18 protein-coding genes and 1 pseudogene are annotated in these 18,222 nt (G+C 67.5%); all 19 read right to left on the reverse strand.

The features are described from left to right. Positions 1-454, reverse strand: a pseudogene (locus Q8M82_RS03335) (electron transfer flavoprotein subunit alpha/FixB family protein); the annotation flags it as partial. A 4-nt stretch (positions 455-458) separates the two neighbouring features. Further along, positions 459-1,208 (reverse strand): electron transfer flavoprotein subunit beta/FixA family protein, encoded by a 750-nt coding sequence (locus Q8M82_RS03340; RefSeq protein ID WP_305689964.1) that lies wholly within the window; start codon positions 1,206-1,208, stop codon positions 459-461. Positions 1,209-1,385: 177 nt separating this feature from the next. Then, positions 1,386-2,081 (reverse strand): rhomboid family intramembrane serine protease, encoded by a 696-nt coding sequence (locus Q8M82_RS03345; protein ID WP_305689965.1) that lies wholly within the window; start codon positions 2,079-2,081, stop codon positions 1,386-1,388. Between the two features lie 7 nt (positions 2,082-2,088). Continuing rightward, entirely contained in the window at positions 2,089-2,670 is a 582-nt protein-coding gene (locus tag Q8M82_RS03350; protein WP_305689966.1) for a cob(I)yrinic acid a,c-diamide adenosyltransferase, read from the reverse strand. 75 nt (positions 2,671-2,745) lie between these two features. Continuing rightward, positions 2,746-3,339 (reverse strand): acyloxyacyl hydrolase, encoded by a 594-nt coding sequence (locus Q8M82_RS03355; RefSeq protein WP_305689967.1) that lies wholly within the window; start codon positions 3,337-3,339, stop codon positions 2,746-2,748. Between the two features lie 175 nt (positions 3,340-3,514). After that, a complete protein-coding gene (locus Q8M82_RS03360; protein ID WP_305689968.1) occupies positions 3,515-3,703 on the reverse strand; it encodes a twin transmembrane helix small protein in 189 nt (62 codons plus the stop codon). Positions 3,704-3,783: 80 nt separating this feature from the next. Then, positions 3,784-4,656 carry an ABC transporter permease gene (locus Q8M82_RS03365; protein ID WP_305689969.1) on the reverse strand — a complete coding sequence of 291 codons (873 nt, stop codon included), beginning with the start codon at positions 4,654-4,656 and terminating at the stop codon, positions 3,784-3,786. Positions 4,657-4,807: 151 nt separating this feature from the next. Beyond that, a complete protein-coding gene (locus tag Q8M82_RS03370) occupies positions 4,808-5,854 on the reverse strand; it encodes an ABC transporter substrate-binding protein (RefSeq protein WP_305689970.1) in 1,047 nt (348 codons plus the stop codon). 41 nt (positions 5,855-5,895) lie between these two features. Beyond that, positions 5,896-6,969, reverse strand: coding sequence for an ABC transporter ATP-binding protein (locus tag Q8M82_RS03375; protein ID WP_305689971.1), 1,074 nt, complete (start codon positions 6,967-6,969; stop codon positions 5,896-5,898). Between the two features lie 4 nt (positions 6,970-6,973). Beyond that, positions 6,974-7,792 carry an ABC transporter permease gene (locus Q8M82_RS03380; RefSeq protein WP_305689972.1) on the reverse strand — a complete coding sequence of 273 codons (819 nt, stop codon included), beginning with the start codon at positions 7,790-7,792 and terminating at the stop codon, positions 6,974-6,976. 169 nt (positions 7,793-7,961) lie between these two features. After that, positions 7,962-9,197: a metal-dependent hydrolase family protein gene (locus tag Q8M82_RS03385; protein WP_305689973.1), complete on the reverse strand. Its 1,236-nt coding sequence runs from the start codon at positions 9,195-9,197 to the stop codon at positions 7,962-7,964. Positions 9,198-9,317: 120 nt separating this feature from the next. Further along, entirely contained in the window at positions 9,318-10,601 is a 1,284-nt protein-coding gene (locus tag Q8M82_RS03390; RefSeq protein ID WP_305689974.1) for a glycosyltransferase family protein, read from the reverse strand. Between the two features lie 133 nt (positions 10,602-10,734). Next, positions 10,735-11,019 carry a hypothetical protein gene (locus tag Q8M82_RS03395; protein ID WP_305689975.1) on the reverse strand — a complete coding sequence of 95 codons (285 nt, stop codon included), beginning with the start codon at positions 11,017-11,019 and terminating at the stop codon, positions 10,735-10,737. A gap of 67 nt (positions 11,020-11,086) precedes the next feature. Beyond that, complete coding sequence (locus Q8M82_RS03400; protein ID WP_305689976.1) at positions 11,087-11,857, reverse strand: polysaccharide deacetylase family protein; 771 nt, start codon at positions 11,855-11,857, stop codon at positions 11,087-11,089. Further along, on the reverse strand, positions 11,854-12,993 hold the full coding sequence (locus tag Q8M82_RS03405; RefSeq protein WP_305689977.1) for a glycosyltransferase family 4 protein: 1,140 nt from the start codon (positions 12,991-12,993) through the stop codon (positions 11,854-11,856). The genes Q8M82_RS03400 and Q8M82_RS03405 overlap by 4 nt, the downstream gene beginning before the upstream one ends. A gap of 33 nt (positions 12,994-13,026) precedes the next feature. Then, positions 13,027-14,205: an ABC transporter permease gene (locus Q8M82_RS03410; RefSeq protein ID WP_305689980.1), complete on the reverse strand. Its 1,179-nt coding sequence runs from the start codon at positions 14,203-14,205 to the stop codon at positions 13,027-13,029. Between the two features lie 20 nt (positions 14,206-14,225). Continuing rightward, entirely contained in the window at positions 14,226-15,224 is a 999-nt protein-coding gene (locus Q8M82_RS03415) for an ABC transporter permease (RefSeq protein WP_305689981.1), read from the reverse strand. A gap of 5 nt (positions 15,225-15,229) precedes the next feature. Next, positions 15,230-17,203, reverse strand: coding sequence for an ABC transporter substrate-binding protein (locus Q8M82_RS03420; protein WP_305689978.1), 1,974 nt, complete (start codon positions 17,201-17,203; stop codon positions 15,230-15,232). Then, the coding region (locus Q8M82_RS03425) for an ABC transporter ATP-binding protein (RefSeq protein ID WP_305689979.1) at positions 17,203-18,222 on the reverse strand (1,020 nt) is incomplete at its 5' end. The genes Q8M82_RS03425 and Q8M82_RS03420, both read right to left, overlap by 1 nt.

Consider the following 18,222-nt stretch of genomic DNA (forward strand, 5'->3'; position numbering starts at 1 on the left):
AGGACGCGCCGCGCACGGTGATGACCTTCTTGGCGTCGGTCGCCTGCACCGTCTGGATGGCGTTGCCGGCATAGATCGGCCGCTCGAAGGTGTCGGGCGAGACGACCTTGGTGATCTCCGAGACCTGCATCACGTCGAGCAAGGCGGCGACGCGGGGCGTGACGTTCTTGCCGGTGGTGGTGCCAGCCGCGACGATGGCGTCATAGCCGCCGGCGAGCGAGACGATCAGCGCGGCCAGCGGTTCGGCGAGATGATGGCCGAAGGCGGCATCGTCGGCCAGCAGCACCTTCTCGACGCCGTCGAGCTTCGCGGCGGCGTCGGCGACGGCCTGCGCACCCTGGCCGGCGACGAGGACATGGACGGGCGCACCAAGCGCCTTGGCGGCGGTCAGGGCCTTGCGGGTGGCCTCGTTGAGGCTCTTGTTGTCGTGCTCGGCGAGCAGCAGCGTCGTCATGATGTCAAAGCACTCCGGCTTCGGTCTTGAGCTTGGAGACGAGTTCGGCGACGGAGCCGACCTTGATGCCGGCGGACCGGCCGGCGGGCTCGACGGTCTTCAGCACCTTCAGGCGGGGCGCGATGTCGACGCCGAGCGTCTCGGCCGAGGTCTCGTCGAGCGGCTTCTTCTTGGCCTTCATGATGTTGGGCAGCGAGGCGTAACGCGGCTCGTTCAGGCGCAGATCGGTGGTGACGATCGCCGGCAGCTTGAGCGAGACGGTCTGCAGGCCGCCATCGACCTCGCGGGTGACGTCGACCGACTCGGCCTCCAGCGCGACCTTCGAGGCGAAGGTGCCCTGCGGCCAGCCGAGCAGCGCCGCCAGCATCTGGCCGGTCTGGTTGCAGTCGTCGTCGATCGCCTGCTTGCCGAGGATGACCAGGCCGGGGCCTTCCTGCTCGACGACCTTCTTGAGGAGCTTGGCGACGGCGAGAGGCTCGACCGTGCCCTCGACCTTGACCAGGATGCCTCGGTCGGCGCCCATGGCGAGGCCCGTGCGGATCGTCTCGGCGGCCTGCGCGGGCCCGATCGAGACCACGACGACCTCGGTCGCCTTGCCGGCTTCCTTCAGGCGTAGTGCCTCCTCGACGGCGATCTCGTCGAACGGGTTCATCGACATCTTGACGTTGGCGAGTTCGACGCCCGAGCCGTCGGCCTTCACCCGGATCTTCACGTTGTAGTCGACAACCCGCTTCACGGGCACAAGGATCTTCATCGTCGTCATCACCGTTCAGAAAAGAGGCTGGTCTCGCCGCATCCCGGACCGTGCCGCAGAGGGCGGAAGGATGGCGGCATCGCGGCTCTCGGCTCGAATGCGGAGGGACCGTAACGACGGCCGTTTGCGCTTGTCAACGCCGCGGATGGCCCATCCCCGATCGCCAAACCGCGTCCCTCAGCCGCGCGCCGCACGGCCGAACAGGGCCATGCGGCGATGGATCAGCAGCGGCGTGAGCGCGGCGCCGGTGCCGAGCCCGCCCAGATGCGCCCACCAGCCGACATGGCCGTCCGGGTCGATCAGCGCCTGGACGAGCTGGAACAGGATCCAGGCGACGATCGCGTAAAGTGCGGTGATGCGCAGCGGGATCCAGTTGAAGGCGAGGCCCCAGATGCGGACGCGCGGATAGAGCATCAGATAGGCGGCGATCACGCCGGATATCGCGCCCGAGGCGCCGATCAGCGGCTGCTCCGAGGCAGGGTTCATCACGGCATGGGTGAGCGAGCCGCCGAGCCCGCAGAGGCAGAAGAACAGCAGGAACCGGGCATGGCCCATCGCATCCTCGACATTGTCGCCGAAGACGAAGAGAAACAGCATGTTGCCCAAGAGATGGGCGAGGCCGAGATGCAGGAGGACATTGCTGAGCGGTGTCAGCCAGGCCGGAGCCTGCAGCAATTCGGTGGGCAGTTGCGCCGTCCCGAACAGCACCGAGGGGATCAGCCCGAAGCCGGCGGCGACGGCGATCTGCGCCGTTTCGTCCCTGCGCAGAGTGACCAGCAGATAGAGCCCGGTGCACAGCGCGATCAGGGCGTGGGTGACGAAGGGTGCGCGCATGAAGCGCAGCGGCACGCCGTCATGCAGGGGAATGAACACCGTTGGGCTAGCGGTTCTGGCCGGGCACCCAGAGCACGTCGCCCCCGGCCCTGGCGTTGAGATAGCGCGACGCGACGAAGAGGAAGTCGGAGAGGCGGTTGACGTATTGCAGCGCCGGCTGGCCGACGATCTCGCCGTCCGTCTGGGCGAGCTCCGTCATCAGCCGCTCGGCGCGGCGGCTGACCGTGCGGGCGAGATGCAGATGGGTCGCTGCCGGTGTCCCGCCAGGCAGGACGAAGGACCGCAATGGCGCGAGATGCTCGTTCAGTCGGTCGATATCGGCCTCGATGCGATCGACCTGGGCCGGGACGATGCGCAGCGGCTCATAGGCCGGCGGCTCGCCAGTGTCGGGCGTCGACAGGTCGGCGCCGAGGTCGAAGAGGTCGTTGCTGATGCGGCCGAGCATCGCGTCGACCTCCGGATCCTCCGCAGCGGCATGGAGCCGGGCGATGCCGATGCAAGCATTGGTCTCGTCGATCGTGCCATAGGCGGCGACGCGCAGATCGTATTTCGGCCGGCGCGGACCGGTCGCGAGGCCGGTGGTACCGTCGTCGCCTGTGCGGGTATAAATCTTGTTCAGCTTGACCATGGCCGCCTTATAGCGCGCCGCGCGGCCGACGGAAGCGGCGTTTCGCGCCTGGGCGTGGCGGCGAAACGCCCCGGCTCAGAAGCTGTAGCCGAGGCGGGCGCCGATGTTGGCCGGGCCGCGGGCCTGGCTGCGGTCGGCACAGCCGGTGGTGCTGAAATGCTCGAGCGTCGCGACGAGGCTCCAGCGGTCGTCGAGGCGCACGCCCAGCGCCGCGGCCTCGCGGGTGCCGCCGTTGCAGCCGAGGTTGAGACGGTTCTGCGGGATGATCGCGCCGGTCTTGCCGTCATGGATCGCCGCGCCGAGACTGGCCTCGACGAAGACCTTGCTGGTGATGTCGACGGTCCAGGTCGCGCCGGCATAGGCGTAGCGCGTGCCGTTGAAATTGGCGCTGGCGCCGAGATGGAAGCGCGGCACGAAGGCGTTGGCGAAGCGGTCGCTCAGGGTGAAGGGCCGGGGCGTCGCGATCTCGCCGCCGACATTCGCCAGGCCACTCTCGCGACCACCGGGATTGGCCGCGCCGATGCCGAGGCGCGCCTCCCAGGACAGGGACGGCGCAGGGACGCTGGCCGGTGCGTAGCTCGAGGCTCCGGCCGGGAGGTCCTGGGCCTGCGCCGCGAAGGGCAAGGCGACGAGGACGCCGGAGAGGAGCAGCAACGCGACGCGAACCATGGGCGATCTGAACTTCTTGGCGGCGGGGACGGGCTTAAGATTGCCCAAAGACTCGTGACCGGATTATGGCCGGATTACGGCGAGCATCGGTCGGTTGCCGTGACAACAAGGTAAAAAGACTGATGGATCAGTAACTTATCAAAAACCTGGGGACGACGGCGGTCAGGCGGCGGCGTCAGCCGCTGCGCCACCACAGCACGAACAGGATGACCAGGATCGCGACGAACTGCAGGATGACGCGCAGGCGCATCAGCTTCTGAGACGTCCCCGCGCTGCCGCCGCGCAGCATGTTGGCGAGCCCGAGGACCAAGACGACGGCGACGGCACCGATGGCGACGGGGACGAGTGTACCGCTGAATGTCATGGCTCAGCCCTTAGCGCGGCCCCGTCGGCTTGGCCAGCGGCGGCACGGGCCAGTGACGCTGGGCCGCAGCCGGCGGGCACTCACCGATAGCGCCGCTGCACGATCAGATGGGCGGCCACCGTCAGCAGAATGGTCGCCGTCATCAGGATGAAGGAGATGGCGCCGCCGAAGGGCCAGTTGTTCTGCTGGGCGAACTGGCCATAGACCAGCGGCCCCATCATCTGGAACTTCGGGCCGCCGAGCAGGACCGGCGTGGCATAGGCGTTCATTGCCAGGATGAAGGTCAGGATCGTGCCTGCGAGGATGCCGGGCAGGGCCAGCGGCCAGAGCACGCGGCGGAACATCGCCACCGGCCCGGCGCCGAGGCTGAAGGCGGCCTCCTCGACATTGCGGGGAATGCCCTCGATCACGCTCTGCAGCGTCAGCACCATGAAGGGCAGGTTGACCGCGATGATGCCGATCAGAACGGCGTTCTCGGTATACATGATCTCGAGCGGCTGATCGATCAGGCCCATCCCCATCAGCGAGGCGTTGAGCGCGCCGCGACTGCCGAACGCGGTCATCCAGCCGGCGGCGCGGACGGCATTGCCGACGAAGAGCGGCAGCACGACGGCGATGATCAGGAGGTTCTTGAAGCGGCTCTGGGTGCGGGCGAGCACATAGGCGAGGGGGAAGCCCATGACCAGGCAGACGATGGTGCAGACCACGGCGACGCGAACGGTGCGGGCGAGCACGGTGAGGTAGTAGCTGTCGGTGAAGAACTTGACGTAGTTCTCGATCGTCAGCCCGTCGACCATGAACTGGCCTGGGATGAACTGGTTCAGCGAATAGCGGAACAGGATCGCGATCGGGCCGAGCAGCCCGATCGCGACGAAGAGTGTCGCCGGCACGACGAGCAGGCCTGCAAGGCCTGTGCGGGCGCCCGCGACGGGCTCGGGAGCGGTGGTGCTCATGGCAGACCCCTGTCATTCCGGGGCATGCCGAAGGCATGAACCCGGAACCCACGACTGGGCGAGCGGTCGCGGAGGCGGAAAGGAAAGGTCCTACCCAGTCGTGGGTTCCGGGTTCGCTCCTCAGGAGCGCACTGGAATGACAGATGGAGCATCACGCCTTGAAGACCTTGTCCCACCACTCCTTCATCGCCGAGTCGTTCTTGGCGAGGAAGCCGTAGTCGAGGTCGCGCAGCTTCTTCTCCTCCTCGGGGGTGAAGCCGATGCGCTTCTGGAGATCGGCGGGGATACTCAGGCCGGTGACGGTGCCGTTGTAGCCCATGTCGGCGGCGAAGGCCTCCTGGGCGGACTTCTCCAGCATGGCGTTCATATAGGCGTAGGCGTTGTCCTTGTTGGGCGCGTTCTTTTGGATGACGAAGCCCGAGACATAGATCGGGATGCCCTCGACCGGGGCGATGGCCTCGCAAGGGATGCCGGCGTTCTGCCACTGGACGACGCGGGCCTTCCAGATCGCGCTGATGCCGATCTCCTCGTTCTTCATCGCAGCGGCGAAGGCCTCGTTCGTCGGATAGACGCGGGCGCCGGCCTTCTTGACCGCCATCAGCACTTCCTTGGCCTTGTCGAGATCGTTCATGCTGGCGCCATTGGTGCCGGCGAGCGAAGCGGCGATCATGATCGACTGGTACTGGATGTCGATGAAGCCGATCTTGTTGCCGTGCTTGGGGTCGAGCCAGTCCTTAAAACCGGTCGGGGCCGCGGAGATGATCTTGGGATTGTAGATCACCACGTTGCCCGAATAGATGTGCCCGACGCCGTAGGGGTATTTCATCGTCGGCAGAAGGTTCTTGGCGTTCGGGATCTTCGAGTAGTCGATCGCCTCGATGACGCCGGCTTCGTTCATCTCGTACATGTTGGCGGCGGACAGGCCCTGGATGTCGACCGTGCCGCGCGGGAGGCGGCGCTCGGCGACCATCTTGGCGCGACGAGGCGCGTCGCCGGCCTGATCCTGCACCACTTCCATGCCCTTGGGCTTGAGGAAGGGGTCCTCGATGTTCTTGGTCAGCAGGCGGGCATAGTCGCCGCCCCAGGTGCCGACGACGACCTTGCCGGCGGCCTGGGCGAGCGCCGGGCTGCCGAGACCGGTGGCGAGCGCGGCCGCGCCGGCGCCCTTCAGAAGATCGCGTCTGTCGAATGTGGTCATGGTGGTTACTCCCCTGTTGGACGCCCGTCGAAGCGTTGAAATCAGGCTTCGCGCGGATAAACGAGCCCGGCGTCTTCGGCCCAGCCTATGGTGATGGTCTCGCCCGGCTTCGGCTCGGCGACGCCGGCCTTGTTCGGGATCTGCAGGAGCATGCGGTCCTTGTCGATCGCGTCCGGCGCCGAGAGGCTGACGTCGATCTCGAGGATCGCACCGAGATAGGAGGCGTGCTCGACGCGCGCCTCGAAGCGGTTGTGAAGCCCGTCCGCCTCGCCCCCGACGGCAATGCGCTCCGGCCGCAGGGCCAGCGTCGCGGCGCCTGTGCCGGTCGCAGCCACGCAGCCGATCGCAACGCCGCCCTTCGTCCGGAAGCGACCCGGCGCGACGATCTCACCGTCGAGAAAGGCGCTGCGACCGATGAAGCCGGCGACGAAGCGATCGGCCGGCCGCTCATAGAGCTCGCGCTGGGTGCCGATCTGGCGGACCTCGCCCTTTTCCATGACGACCAGACGGTCGGCCATGGTCAGCGCCTCTTCCTGGTCATGGGTGACCATGATGGTGGTCAGGCCGAGTTTGCGCTGCAGGTCGCGGATCTCGACCCGGACCTCCTGGCGCAGCTTGGCGTCGAGATTGGAGAGCGGCTCGTCGAGCAGCAGCACGTCCGGTTCCATGGCGAGTGCGCGGGCGAGCGCGACGCGCTGCTGCTGGCCGCCCGAGAGCTGGCGCGGATAGCGCTCGTCGAAGCCGGCGAGCTGCACGAGGCGCAGCGCCTCGGCGACGCGTGGCGCCCGGTCCGCGGGCGGAATCTTGCGCATCTCGAGGCCGAAGGCGACGTTCTCGGCGACCGTCATGTGGGGAAACAGCGCATAGCTCTGGAAGACGAGGCCGCAATTGCGCTTCCAGGGCGGCAGCACCGTGACGCTGCGCTCGCCGATGGTGATGGCACCAGCGCTGGGGGCGATGAACCCCGCGACCATGCGTAGGGTGGTCGTCTTGCCGCAGCCGGAGGGGCCCAACAGGACGAGGAACTCGCCGTCGGCGATGTCGATGTTGACGTCGTTGACGACGGTCAGGTCGCCATAGGTCTTGCGCAGATGCTCGATCGAAAGCCGTGCCATCGTCTCAGACCACCCGGCTCAGCTTGACGTAACGGTCGGTGACGATCATCGCCACGGCGATCAGGACGATCTGGATCAGGGATGCGGCTGCCACGGTCGGATCGATCTTCCATTCGAGATATTGCAGGATGGCGATCGGCAGGGTGGTGCGGCCTGGTCCGACCAGGAACAGGCTCATTTCCAGATTGCCGAAGGAGGTGACGAAGCCGAAGAGCCCGGCCGCGACGATGCCGGGGCGAATGCTCGGCAGGGTCACCCGCCGGAAGGTGGTAAAGGGGCCGGCGCCGAGGTTCTGTGCGGCTTCCTCGATGGTGCGGTCGAAACCGACGAGGCTCGCCGTGACGAGGCGCACCACCCAGGGGATGACGACGAGCGTATGTGCCGCGATCAGCCCGCCCTGCGAGCCCATGACCGGCAGCCCGGTCGCGATCTCGGTCTCGATCTGGAAGACGTAGATCGCAGTGCCCAAGACGATGCCAGGCATCACCAGCGGCATCAGCAGCAGTGTGTTGAAGAGCGGGCCGAGCACGATGCGGTGGCGCACCAGAGCCAGGCTCGCGGGCACGCCGACGAGCAGGCCGAGCAGCGTCGCCGCGACGCCGACCTGGAGGCTGAGCAGGAAGCCGTTGATGAAGGGCTGGTTGTTGGCCGCGGCCGTGAACCATTTCAGCGAATAGCCCTCCGGCGGGAAGGACGGGATTTCCTGCCGGAAGAAGGCGAGCCAGGTGACGAAGATCAGGGGCAGCAGAATGTACAGCAGAGACAGGCCCGCAGCCGCGTTGAGCGCGATGCGGCCGAGGCTCGGGCGGGTGGCCGCGCTCATGCGCCGTCTCCGGCGATCCCGGGCAGAACGCCGTCATCCTGGCCGGAGCGAAGCGAAGTGCCGGAATCCATCATCGGGCGCTGTCGAGCCTTATGATGGATCCCGGATCTGCGCCGCTGCGCGGCTTGTCCAGGATGACGGTGTGGTTCCCTACGCATTCAGCTCGCTCTCACTGCAGCGTGTTCTTGTGGAACACGCCGCCCTTCATGATGACGGGCAGCCTTGCGCCCTGGTCCTGCAACAACCCGAGGTCTTCCAGCGGATTGCCGTCGACCAGGATCATATCGGCATAAGCCCCAGCACGCAGCGTGCCAAGCTTGCCCTCCATGCGCAGGAGCTGGGCACCGATGGTGGTGGCCGAGCGGATGATCTCGATCGGCGAGAGCACCTCGCGACGCAGCAGGAACTCGCGGGACTGGTCGACCTGGAGCTGGCCGAGCAGGTCCGAGCCATAGGCCACCGGCACGCCGGCACGCTTGCAGATCTCCAGCGAACGCAGCCCGCCATCGATGACGAGGTCGTTCTTGGCGAGCATGTCGCCATCCATGCCGAATTCCGAGGCACGCTCCTTCATCGCGTAATAGGCGACGAGGTTGGCGGTGAGGAACATGCCTTTCTCCGCCATCAGCTTGGCGGAGGCATCGTCGATCAGATTGCCGTGCTCGATCGCGCGCACGCCGCACTGCGCGGCCCGCGTGATCGCCTCGGGCGTATAGGCATGGGCGCAGACATAGCGGCCGAAGGCTGCGGCTTCCTCGACGGCGGTGCGGACCTCGTCGAGGCTGAACTGGAGCGAGTCGAGCGGATCGTAAGGGGAGGCGACGCCGCCCGACATCATGATCTTGATGTGGTCGGCGCCGAGCCGCATCTGCTCGCGCACCGATTTGCGCACGGAGGACACGCCGTCCGAGACGTTCATCGTGTAGGCCATGGCGTTGCAGCAGTTGCAGCGCGAGCCGAAATCGGTGCGCCGGCGCGGGTCGCTGTGGCCGCCGGTCGGGCCGATCGCCTGGCCGGCGATGAAGAGCCGGGGCGCGGAGACATGGCCCTTGTCGACCGCTTCCTTGATGCCCCAGTCGGCTCCGCCGGTGTCGCGCACGGTGGTGAAGCCGCGGTCGATCATCCCCTTCATCAGCCCGATGGCGCGCGCGGTCATCAGGGTCAGCGGCATGCTCTCCATGGAGCGGATCACGACCTCGGAGAGGAAGACGTGGACATGGCTGTCGATCAGGCCGGGCATGAGCGTGCGGCCGCCGCAATCGACGACCTCCGCCGTCTCCGACCGGATCGGCTTATCGGAGAGCTCGCGGATGGTGTCGCCCTCGACCAGCAGCTCGTAGCCGGCGCGCACCTCGTCGAAGGTGGGCTCGAGCAGGCGAAAGTTCCGAAACAGCAGCGTGGGCATGGCGGGCTTCTCCCCCGGCAAGGCGCAGCCACCGCAGGCCTTTCGTCCGGACGCTGATATATTGCGAACTTTGTTCCCGCTTGTCCATCACTGCCCCGCAAGGGGACATCGCGGCGGCGGTCAGCTGCCGACGGCCGCGTTCTGGGCGGCGGTGCGGTTGCGCACCGGCATCGAGAGATCGTCGGCCAGCGCGCGGCCGATCGTCGGCAGGCCGTCGAGCAGGCTGGGGACGAAGGCCTGAGAGGGCGGCTGGCGGCGCGGCAGGCTGTGCAGGGCCCGCGCCATCACCAGAGGGTCTCGCTCGCCCTGGCCGTTCTCCTGCGGATCGTGCAGGACATCGACCAGCTTGAGATGGTCGGCCCGCTCCGCCCGGATCGCCTGTTCAAGACGCGGCTTGACGCGTGGCACGATCAGGGCCGGCTTGTCGAAGGACAAGACCTCGCAGAAGGTGTTGTAGCCGCCCATCGCGACCACGCAATGGGCCCGATTCATCAGCAGTTCGAGGCGTGGCTCGAAGCCGAGGCTCTCCAGCTTGGGAATGCGCGCGATCCGCTCGGCGAAATCCTTGCGGCGCTCGCGCGACATGAAGGGGCCGAAGACGATCAGCGCGGGGAGTTCGATGCTGGGATCGGCCTCGTAGGCGGAGATCACCCAGTCGATCACGCCGGCGCCATCGCCACCGCCGCCGGGTGTCACCAGGATGAAGGGACCTTTGGTGATCCGCGGATAGCGAGTGGGCGGCATCGGGCTGGGGACGGCGCGCTTCAGATAGCCGGTATAGCGGATCTTGTGGGCGAAGAGATGTTGGTTCGGGAGGCCGGCGAGCGGCTGGTAGACGCTCTCGAGCCCGTAGACGAAGATGTCGTCATAGATCTGGCCGAGCGCGTCGAGAGCCCCGCTCTGGCGCCACTCCTCATGCAGCTTGGCCGGTTCGTCGAGCACGTCGCGCAGGCCGAGCACGATGCGGGCACCGCGGCGGCGCAGGATGTCGAGCGCCGGCACGAGTTCCCCTCGCAGGCCGATCGGCTCCTTGTCGACGATCACGACGTCGGGATCGAACGAGAGGACCACCTGCTTGATGATGTCGGTCCGCAGGCGGATCGTGTCGTTCAGGTCGAGGTTGAGATGATGGGGACCGTAGCGTCCGTCGCTCTGCTTCTCGATGCCGGGGATGCGGACATAATCAACGCCGTCGCCGAACTGGAAGCTCGAGATCACCGACGAACCCGACACGATGATCACTGATATATGAGGGTAGGTCGCCACGAGCGAATTGGCGATTGCGCGGCAGCGGCGGATGTGGCCGAGGCCGAAGGTGTCGTGGCTGTAGATCAGCACGCGCGGCGCGTGCGGACTGCGCGGTGTCCGCTCGGCGCCCGCAAGGTCGACGACGTTGAATGGCATACCCGCGTCGCCCCCGCAGATAGGTCAGACGACCTCGAGCCGAGGACGAACGCACCTGAGATCACAAGCGGAGTTTATAGCGCGTGCCTCGCGCCACTCCAAGCCCGCCGGTGCCGATCGGGCCTGGGGTCGATCAGGGGCAGACGTACCCCGTCCCGTCGGGCAGGCAGCGATTGCCGTTGGGCAGCACCAGGGCGCCCCGACCATCGCGCCTGACCCGCTCGCCATTGGGCAGGACGAAGCCGCCGGCGGCGTCCATGGTCGAGCGCGAGCCGTCGGGCAGGACCACCTCGGAGCCGACGATGGCGATACGCTTCGTCGGCGTCGCCTGGGGCATTTCCCCGACGGGTGGGCGCGGCGGGCTGCTGCAGGCGGCGAGGCTGGTGGCAAAAGCGAGGACGGCGATCGACTTTTTCATGCGCGCTCAACGCTCCGGGATCGAATCGGTTCCGCCACTTTAGCGTCGGGGTGGCGATCGGGGAACGCTACAGGCCAAACAGCCGGCGCGGGTCACCGCGTGTGGTGGCGGGGTGAGCGATCGCGCGCGCCAGGAAACCTTCGAGAAACGCCCAGGCGGTGGCGTCATGGTCGCGGTGGTGGAGGAGCAGGCCGAAGGACGCTGCGTCTTCCGACCCGCCGCGCAATGCTGCGAGCAGGCGACAAGCTTCGTCGACGAGCTCTGCCGGCGGGCGCCCAATTCGCTCGCGCCAGTCCATGATGTCGAGCGCCGTGTTGACGAGGGGCGGGCCGCCATCCGGCCCCAGGCGATAGCCGCGGAAACAGGAGAGGCCGCGAAAGCCCCATCCGGGCAGCAGGGCGGCGTGGGAGGGATCGATCCGGTTCCAGGGAGGCACGAAGACCGGCAGCAGCGCAGGGCCGAGGAGGTCGCCAAGGCGCGTCCCGGCTTCGACGAGTTCGCGATGGATATCGGCAGCGGCACGCTCGGCCCCGAACTCGGCCTTCTTGCCACCCTGCGGCGCATGGCTGTGGTGCCAACTGCCGTGCTGGCAGGGCAACAGGGACGGCATCTGCCGCAAGGCGGTCGCCAGCGACGGCTCCGCCAGCATCGGGATGACGGCCAGGAGGACGGGCAGCTCGTGATGCTGGGACAGGGCCGACAGGTGGTCGAGCGCCGGGCTGGCCGCGATCGCGTCGTCGTCCCGCAGCCAGAGCGCGACCTTTCTGCCGGCCTCGCTCCAGCAGTCGAGCTCCGCCGCGAGTGGGAGCCAGAGCGCGTCTTTCGCCGGGAGCATCATGGCGCCGTGTTCTCCCCCTCCGCATGGCGGCGAGCGGCATGGTTGGCGAGCGCCGTGGTCAGCGCCGTCGCCAGGATGGCGGCAGCGGCCGCAGGCGTGCGCTCGTGAAGCGCGAAACGCCGCGCAGCCGCGCCCATGGTCGCGCGACGGTCTGGATCGTTGATCAGGCTCTGCAATGCCTCCGCCAGGGCCGCCTCGTCGCCCTCGGGGACGAGCAACGCCGTCTGGCCGTCGCGCACCGTCGCCGAGACGCCGCCGCTGTCGAAGGCGACGATCGGCAGGCCGACGGCCTGGGCCTCCAGATAGACCAGCCCGTAGGCCTCGCGCAGCCCGGGCCAGACGAAGAGATCATGGCCGGCGAGTTCGGCGACCACGCGATCATGGGCGACGGCACCGTGCCAGGCGATGCGCCCCTCGGGCAGGCCGGAAAAGGCCTGTTCGATCTCCGGGCGCCTGCGGCCGTCGCCCATGATCGTCAGGCTCCAGGGCCGGTCCCCGAGGAGGTGCAGGGCTCGGGCGAGCCGGCGGTAGCTGTTCTCCTTGGTGCCTTCGCGCATCATCGCGACCGTCACGAGCCGGGGCACGGCGCCGCCGCCAGCCCGCAGCGGCGGCTCGCGGTCGAAGGCGACGAAGGGCGGCAGCTCGACCAGAGCTGTGTGGGGCGAGCGCCAGGGTTCGAGCCCCTGCCGGTCGCGATCGGTGAAATAGAGATGCAGGGCGGCGGCCGAGAGCCCGTCGCGAACGATCGCCGTATGCCGGGCCCAGTCTCCGCTGGCGCGCCGCTGCGCATCGCTCGCCTCGGCCACGACATAGGGAATGCCGAGGCGCGCGCTGATCCGCGGACCGAGGAGATCGGGGGCCTTGTAGTAGTTGTGGTAGGTGAACCAGAGCTCCGGGGCGGCGCCGTCGCTGCGCCAACGCGAAAGCAGCTCCTCCGCCCGACACGCGGCGGCACGCTCGTGGGCCGCGAGCCGCTCGGGCTCGGGCGTCGGCATGAAATCGCGCGCGCCGATGCCGGGTGTCACGGTGTGGCCGAGGCCCTCCAGCGCCGCCACGAGCTGCCTCGCCATGCGACGGTCGCCCGAAATGCGGCCGTCGTCATAGAGGTTGAGAGGGGTGTGAAAGGCGATGCGCACCGGGTCTTCGCGTCGGACGGGCTGGCGGCGGGTTCAGCGATAGGGATCGGCCGCGTCGCGCAGGCCGTCGCCGAGGAAGTTGAAGGCGAGGATGATCACGATCACCGGAACGACGGGATAGAGCAGCCAGGGATAGAGCGCCACGACATTGATGTTCTGGGCTTCGTTGAGCATCACGCCCCAGCTGGTGATGGGCGGGCGCAGGCCCAGCCCCAGGAAGCTCAGCGCTGTTTCGCCGAGGATGGTCTTGGGGATGGTGATCGTCGCCGAGGCGATGAGATGGCTCATGAAGCCGGGCACGAGATGCAGGCCGATGATGCGGGCGGGCTTCGCCCCCATAAGCTGGGCGGCGACGACGTAATCCTCCTCGCGCAGGGAGAGCAGTTTCGAGCGCACGGCGCGCGCCAACCCGGTCCAGTCCATCAGGCCGAGAATCACGGTGATGCCGAAATAGACCAGGATCGGGCTCCAGGAGGGCGGCATGATCGCAGCCAAGGCGAGCCAGAGCGGAATATGCGGCAAAGACTGGACGATCTCGATCAGGCGCTGGACGACGAGGTCGACCTTGCCGCCGTAATAGCCGGCGATGCCGCCGATGATGACGCCCAGCACGAAGGAGACGAAGACGCCGAGCAGTCCGATCGAGAGCGAGATGCGCCCGCCATAGAGGATGCGCGAGAGCATGTCCCGGCCGAGTCGATCCGATCCGAGCAGGAACAGCGTGCCGCCCTCGGGCGGGCAGACGAAATGGAGATTGCCCGGGACGAGGTTCCAGAAGCGGTACTCCTCGCCGCGGCAGAAGAAGCGCAGCGGCTGCGGGCGGGTCCGATCGACGTCGTATTCGCGCTTCAGGTTCTCCATGTTGAGGCGCTGGGCATAGGGATAGACGAAGGGGCCGAGGAAACGACCCTCGTGGAACAGGTGCACCTCCTGCCGAGGCGCGCGGATGAAGTCGGTGTTGCGCGTGCTGTAGTGATAGGGCGCCAGGAATTCGGCGAAGATCGCCATCGCATAGATCACGAGGATGACGACGCCGGAGATGACCGCGAGCTTGTGGCGGCGGAACTTCCACCACATCAGCTGCCATTGCGAGGCGAGATAGACGCGCTCCTGCTCCGGTGTCATCACCTCGGCGGCATTGGGCTCGAAGGGCGCCGTCGAGGCGGTATGGGGCAGCGGCGCGCCGTCCGGCGGCAGCGCGTTGGTCGGCATGGTCGGGTTCGCGGCCTGGCTCACTTGGTCGCGGCCCCCTGCAGGCGGATGCGCGGATCAAGGATCGCGAGCGCAATGTCCGAGATCAGAACGCCGATCACGGTCAGGAAGGAGAGGAACATCAGGAAGGAGCCGGCAAGATACATGTCCTGGCTCTGCAGGGCGCGGATCAGCAGCGGCCCGGTGGTCTGCAGGGAAAGGACGATCGCGACGATCTCGGCACCCGAGACGATCGAGGGCAGGATGTCGCCGATGTCGGAGACGAAGAAGTTGAGGGACATGCGCAGCGGGTATTTGCGCAGCGCCTTGCCGGGAGGCAGCCCCTTGGCGCGGGCGGTGACGTAATACTGCTTCTGCAGCTCATCGAGCAGGTTGGCGCGCACGGCGCGGATCATCCCGGCCGTGCCGCCGGCGCCGATGATGATGACCGGGATCCAGAGATGCTCCAGCACGGAGGCGGCCTTGGCCCAGCTCATCGGCTGGTTCAGATATTGCGGGTCGACGAGGCCGCCGATCGAGGTGCCGAACCAGACATTGGCGAAGTACATGAACACCAGCGCCAGCAGGAAATGCGGCACGGCGAGGCCGATCAGACCGACGAAGGTCAGGCCGTAATCGCCCCAGCTGTACTGATGCGTCGCCGAGTAGATGCCGATCGGGAAGGCGACGACCCAGGTGAAGATGATCGTCACGAAGGAGACGATCATCGTCAGCAGCAGCCGGTCTCCAACCACCTCCCGGACCGGGCGCTGATATTCGAAGGAATAGCCCATATCGCCCTGGAGCAGCCCGGCGACCCACCAGAAATAGCGTTCGATCACCGGCCGGTCGAAGCCGTATTCCTGCTTGAGGAATTCGATGCGGGAGAGATCGGCCTTCTCGCCCTGCGCCTGCATCTCTGCGGCCAGCGTCTCGAAATAGTCGCCCTCGGGCAGGTCGATGACGGTGAAGATCAGCGCGCTGGTGACGAGCAGTGTCGGGATCATCACCAGGATGCGCTTGAGGATGTATTTCAGCAGCACGGTCAGCCCCCGGCCTTGTCCAGAGCGGCGGTCGCGGTCGTATCGAACCAGAAGGTGTCGGGCATGTAGCGGCCGAAGAAGGCGCCGGGCTCGAAACTGTACAGCCCCTTCTGCGGGACATTCTTCAGCGTGCGCGAGACCACGACCGGCTGCAGCGTGGCGTTGACGACGCCGATGGCGAACAGCTGCTCGGCGTTGATTTCGAGCATGCGCTTCCAGATCCGCCGACGCTCGTCGCGCGTGGCGCTGCCGCGCCATTCGCCGTAGAGCGAGACCAGTTCCTGCGCCTCGGTCAGATCGGGCGCCTCGCCCTCGCGCCCGCCGGTTTCGAGATACTGGCCCCAGCGCGGCCAGTTGAACTGGGCCGAACTCGTCGGCGCCATGGCGTCCGGCTCCATATCCGCGGCGACCAGGCCATTGTCCATGCCGGCCCAGGCCGACATCACGGTCTGGCCCGCGATGATGCGGCGGCGGAACACGTCGCGCTGGGTCGAGCGCGGATAGATCTTGATGCCGACGGCGTAAAAATCCTGCTTGATGAGATCGAGGATGTCGGTCTCCTCGGTGCTCTCGCCGGCGGTCTCGATGGTGAATTCGAGCCGGCGCCCGTCCGGCAGCAATCGGATGCCGTCGGCGGCGCGCTTGGACAGGCCGGCTTCGTCGAGCAGCCGCTCCGCCAGAGCGGGATCGTGCTGCATCCACATCTTCGCATAGGCGGGGTCGTAGAGCGGGCTCTCGGGCAGGGCGGTGTTGCCGCTCTCCTTGGCGAGGCCGAAGAAGATGACCTGGTTGATGTCCTTGCGATTGATCGCGACCGAGAGCGCCTTGCGGTAGCGCAGGTCCCGGTTGAGATCCCGCCAGACCGGATCGATGGCGTTCAGGTTCGGCATCAGGGCGAAATAGGAGCCCTCGGCCCGCTTCCAGAGTCGCACGTCGAAGTTCATCCGCTTCGAGGCGTCCTTGAGGAAGGTGTAGTTGTCGAAGCGCAGATAGCGAGCCTGCAAATCGGCCTCGCCGGCCGCCGTCTTGGCCGGCACCAGCGAATGGGTGCCCACCGTCAGGGTGACCTCGTCGACATAGGGCAGCTGCCGGCCGTTCTGGTCGATCCGGTGGAAGTAAGGGTTGCGCTGAAAGCTGAACTGCTCGGCCGGCAGCGGCGTGGTATTGCGCCAGGGATCGAGCGTGGGCAGGTCCGGGTTCTCGGGCCGGTAGGTGCGCGAGAGGCGCTCGTGCAGCGCGCCCCAGTCGCGCACGCGGGCCTGCCGGACGCGTGAGCGCAGCGTCACCGAATCGGCGAAGTCGACATGGAACTGCTTCAGATAGCCCGAGGGCATGAAGATGTAGGTCGGCTGTGCGCCGGCCAGAGCGGGCAGGAAGATCGGGTTCGGCTTGGCCCAGCTGTAGCGGACCTCCGTCTCGCTCAGGACCTCGAAGACCGGCGGCTCGCCGCCGGCCAGCAGGGCGTGTGGCGGGCCGCCGGGGGAGAGGCGGGTGTTGTTGGTGACATGCACCCACCAATAGCGGAAATCCTCCGCCGTGAAGGGCGCCCCGTTGGACCAGCGGTGGCCGGGCCGCAGCCGCAGCGTGAAGATGCGCCCGCCCTCGACCTCGTAGCCCTCGAGCACGTCGGGGGCGATGTCGAGATTCTCGTCATAGCCGACGAGCCGCGTGTAGCCGTAGAGCGTCATCATGCGGATGTCGCGCTGATCGCCCATCAGCATGCGCATGGTTCCGCCATGCCGCCCCGGCATGCGGTCGGGACCCGAGACATCGACGATGCGGGGCGCGAGCGGAACCCGCTGATCCACCGGCGGGAGCGTGCCGGCCGCGACCTGTTCCGCCAAAGCGGGGCTGTCGATCAGCCGGGGCGGGCGGGCCGGCGCCGCGGCCACGGCGAGGCGCGGCAGACCGGCGGCGGCGAGAGCGGCAGTGCCCGTCAGCAGGGCGCCGCGACGGGTCGGCCGGAACGGTCCCATCAGGCCATCTCCCGGATGTCGGCGCCCGGGCGGGCGAGCACGAAATGCCCTTCGCCGAGGGGCAGATGGGCGAGCGCCTCGCCGGCCGGATCGGCCCGGAATACCCGGTCCCAGTGGCTGGAATCCGAGGCGCCGCCTGGCGCGACGAGCTTGAAGTCGAGCTTGCGGTCGAGATCGGCGAAAGGCACCGAGCGCAGCAGCGCCCTCGTATAGGGATGGACCGGGCGGTTGAACAGCGCGTGCCGCGGCGCGATCTCGACGATGCGTCCGTTCGCCATCACGGCGATCCTGTCCGCCATGTAGTTCACCACCGCGAGATTGTGGGAGATGAACAGGAAGGTCAGGCCGCGCTCGGCCTGCAGATCCTTGAGCAGGTTGAGGATCTGGGCCTGGACCGAGACATCGAGCGCCGAAACCGGTTCGTCGCAGATGATCAGGTCGGGGTCGAGCGCCAGCGCGCGGGCGATGCCGATGCGCTGGCGCTGACCGCCCGAGAAGGAATGCGGGTAGCGGTTCAGGAAGCGGACGTCGAGGCCCACATCCTCCATCAGAGTCCGCACGCGCGCGGTTTGTTCCTCGCTGCCGCCCTTGCCGTGGACCGCCAGGGGCTCGCGCAGGATGCTCATCACGGTCATCCGCGGCGAGAGCGACGAGACGGGATCCTGGAAGATCATCTGGACGCGCGGGCGGAAGGCGCGCAACGCCTCGCCCTCGAGCCCGAGCACGTCGATCTGTGCCTGTCCGTCGTCGAAGACGATGGCGCCGGCGTCGGGCGTGACGGCGCGCATCACGATCTTGCTGACGGTCGTCTTGCCGCAACCGCTCTCGCCGACGAGGCCGAGGCATTCCCCGCGCTGGATGTCGAAGCTGACATCGTCGACGGCCAGCACGGTCTGCTGCGTGCCTTTGCCGAAGAAACTGCGCGAGCCGGTGGTGTAGGCCTTGCGCAGGCCGCGCACGCTGAGCAGCGGTGTAGCCTCCGCGCCCGGCTGCGGCGCGGCGCGCGGCGCGGCGGGCGG

Origin of the sequence: Allobosea sp. (assembly GCF_030694325.1) — a bacterium.
GTDB lineage: Bacteria > Pseudomonadota > Alphaproteobacteria > Rhizobiales > Beijerinckiaceae > Allobosea.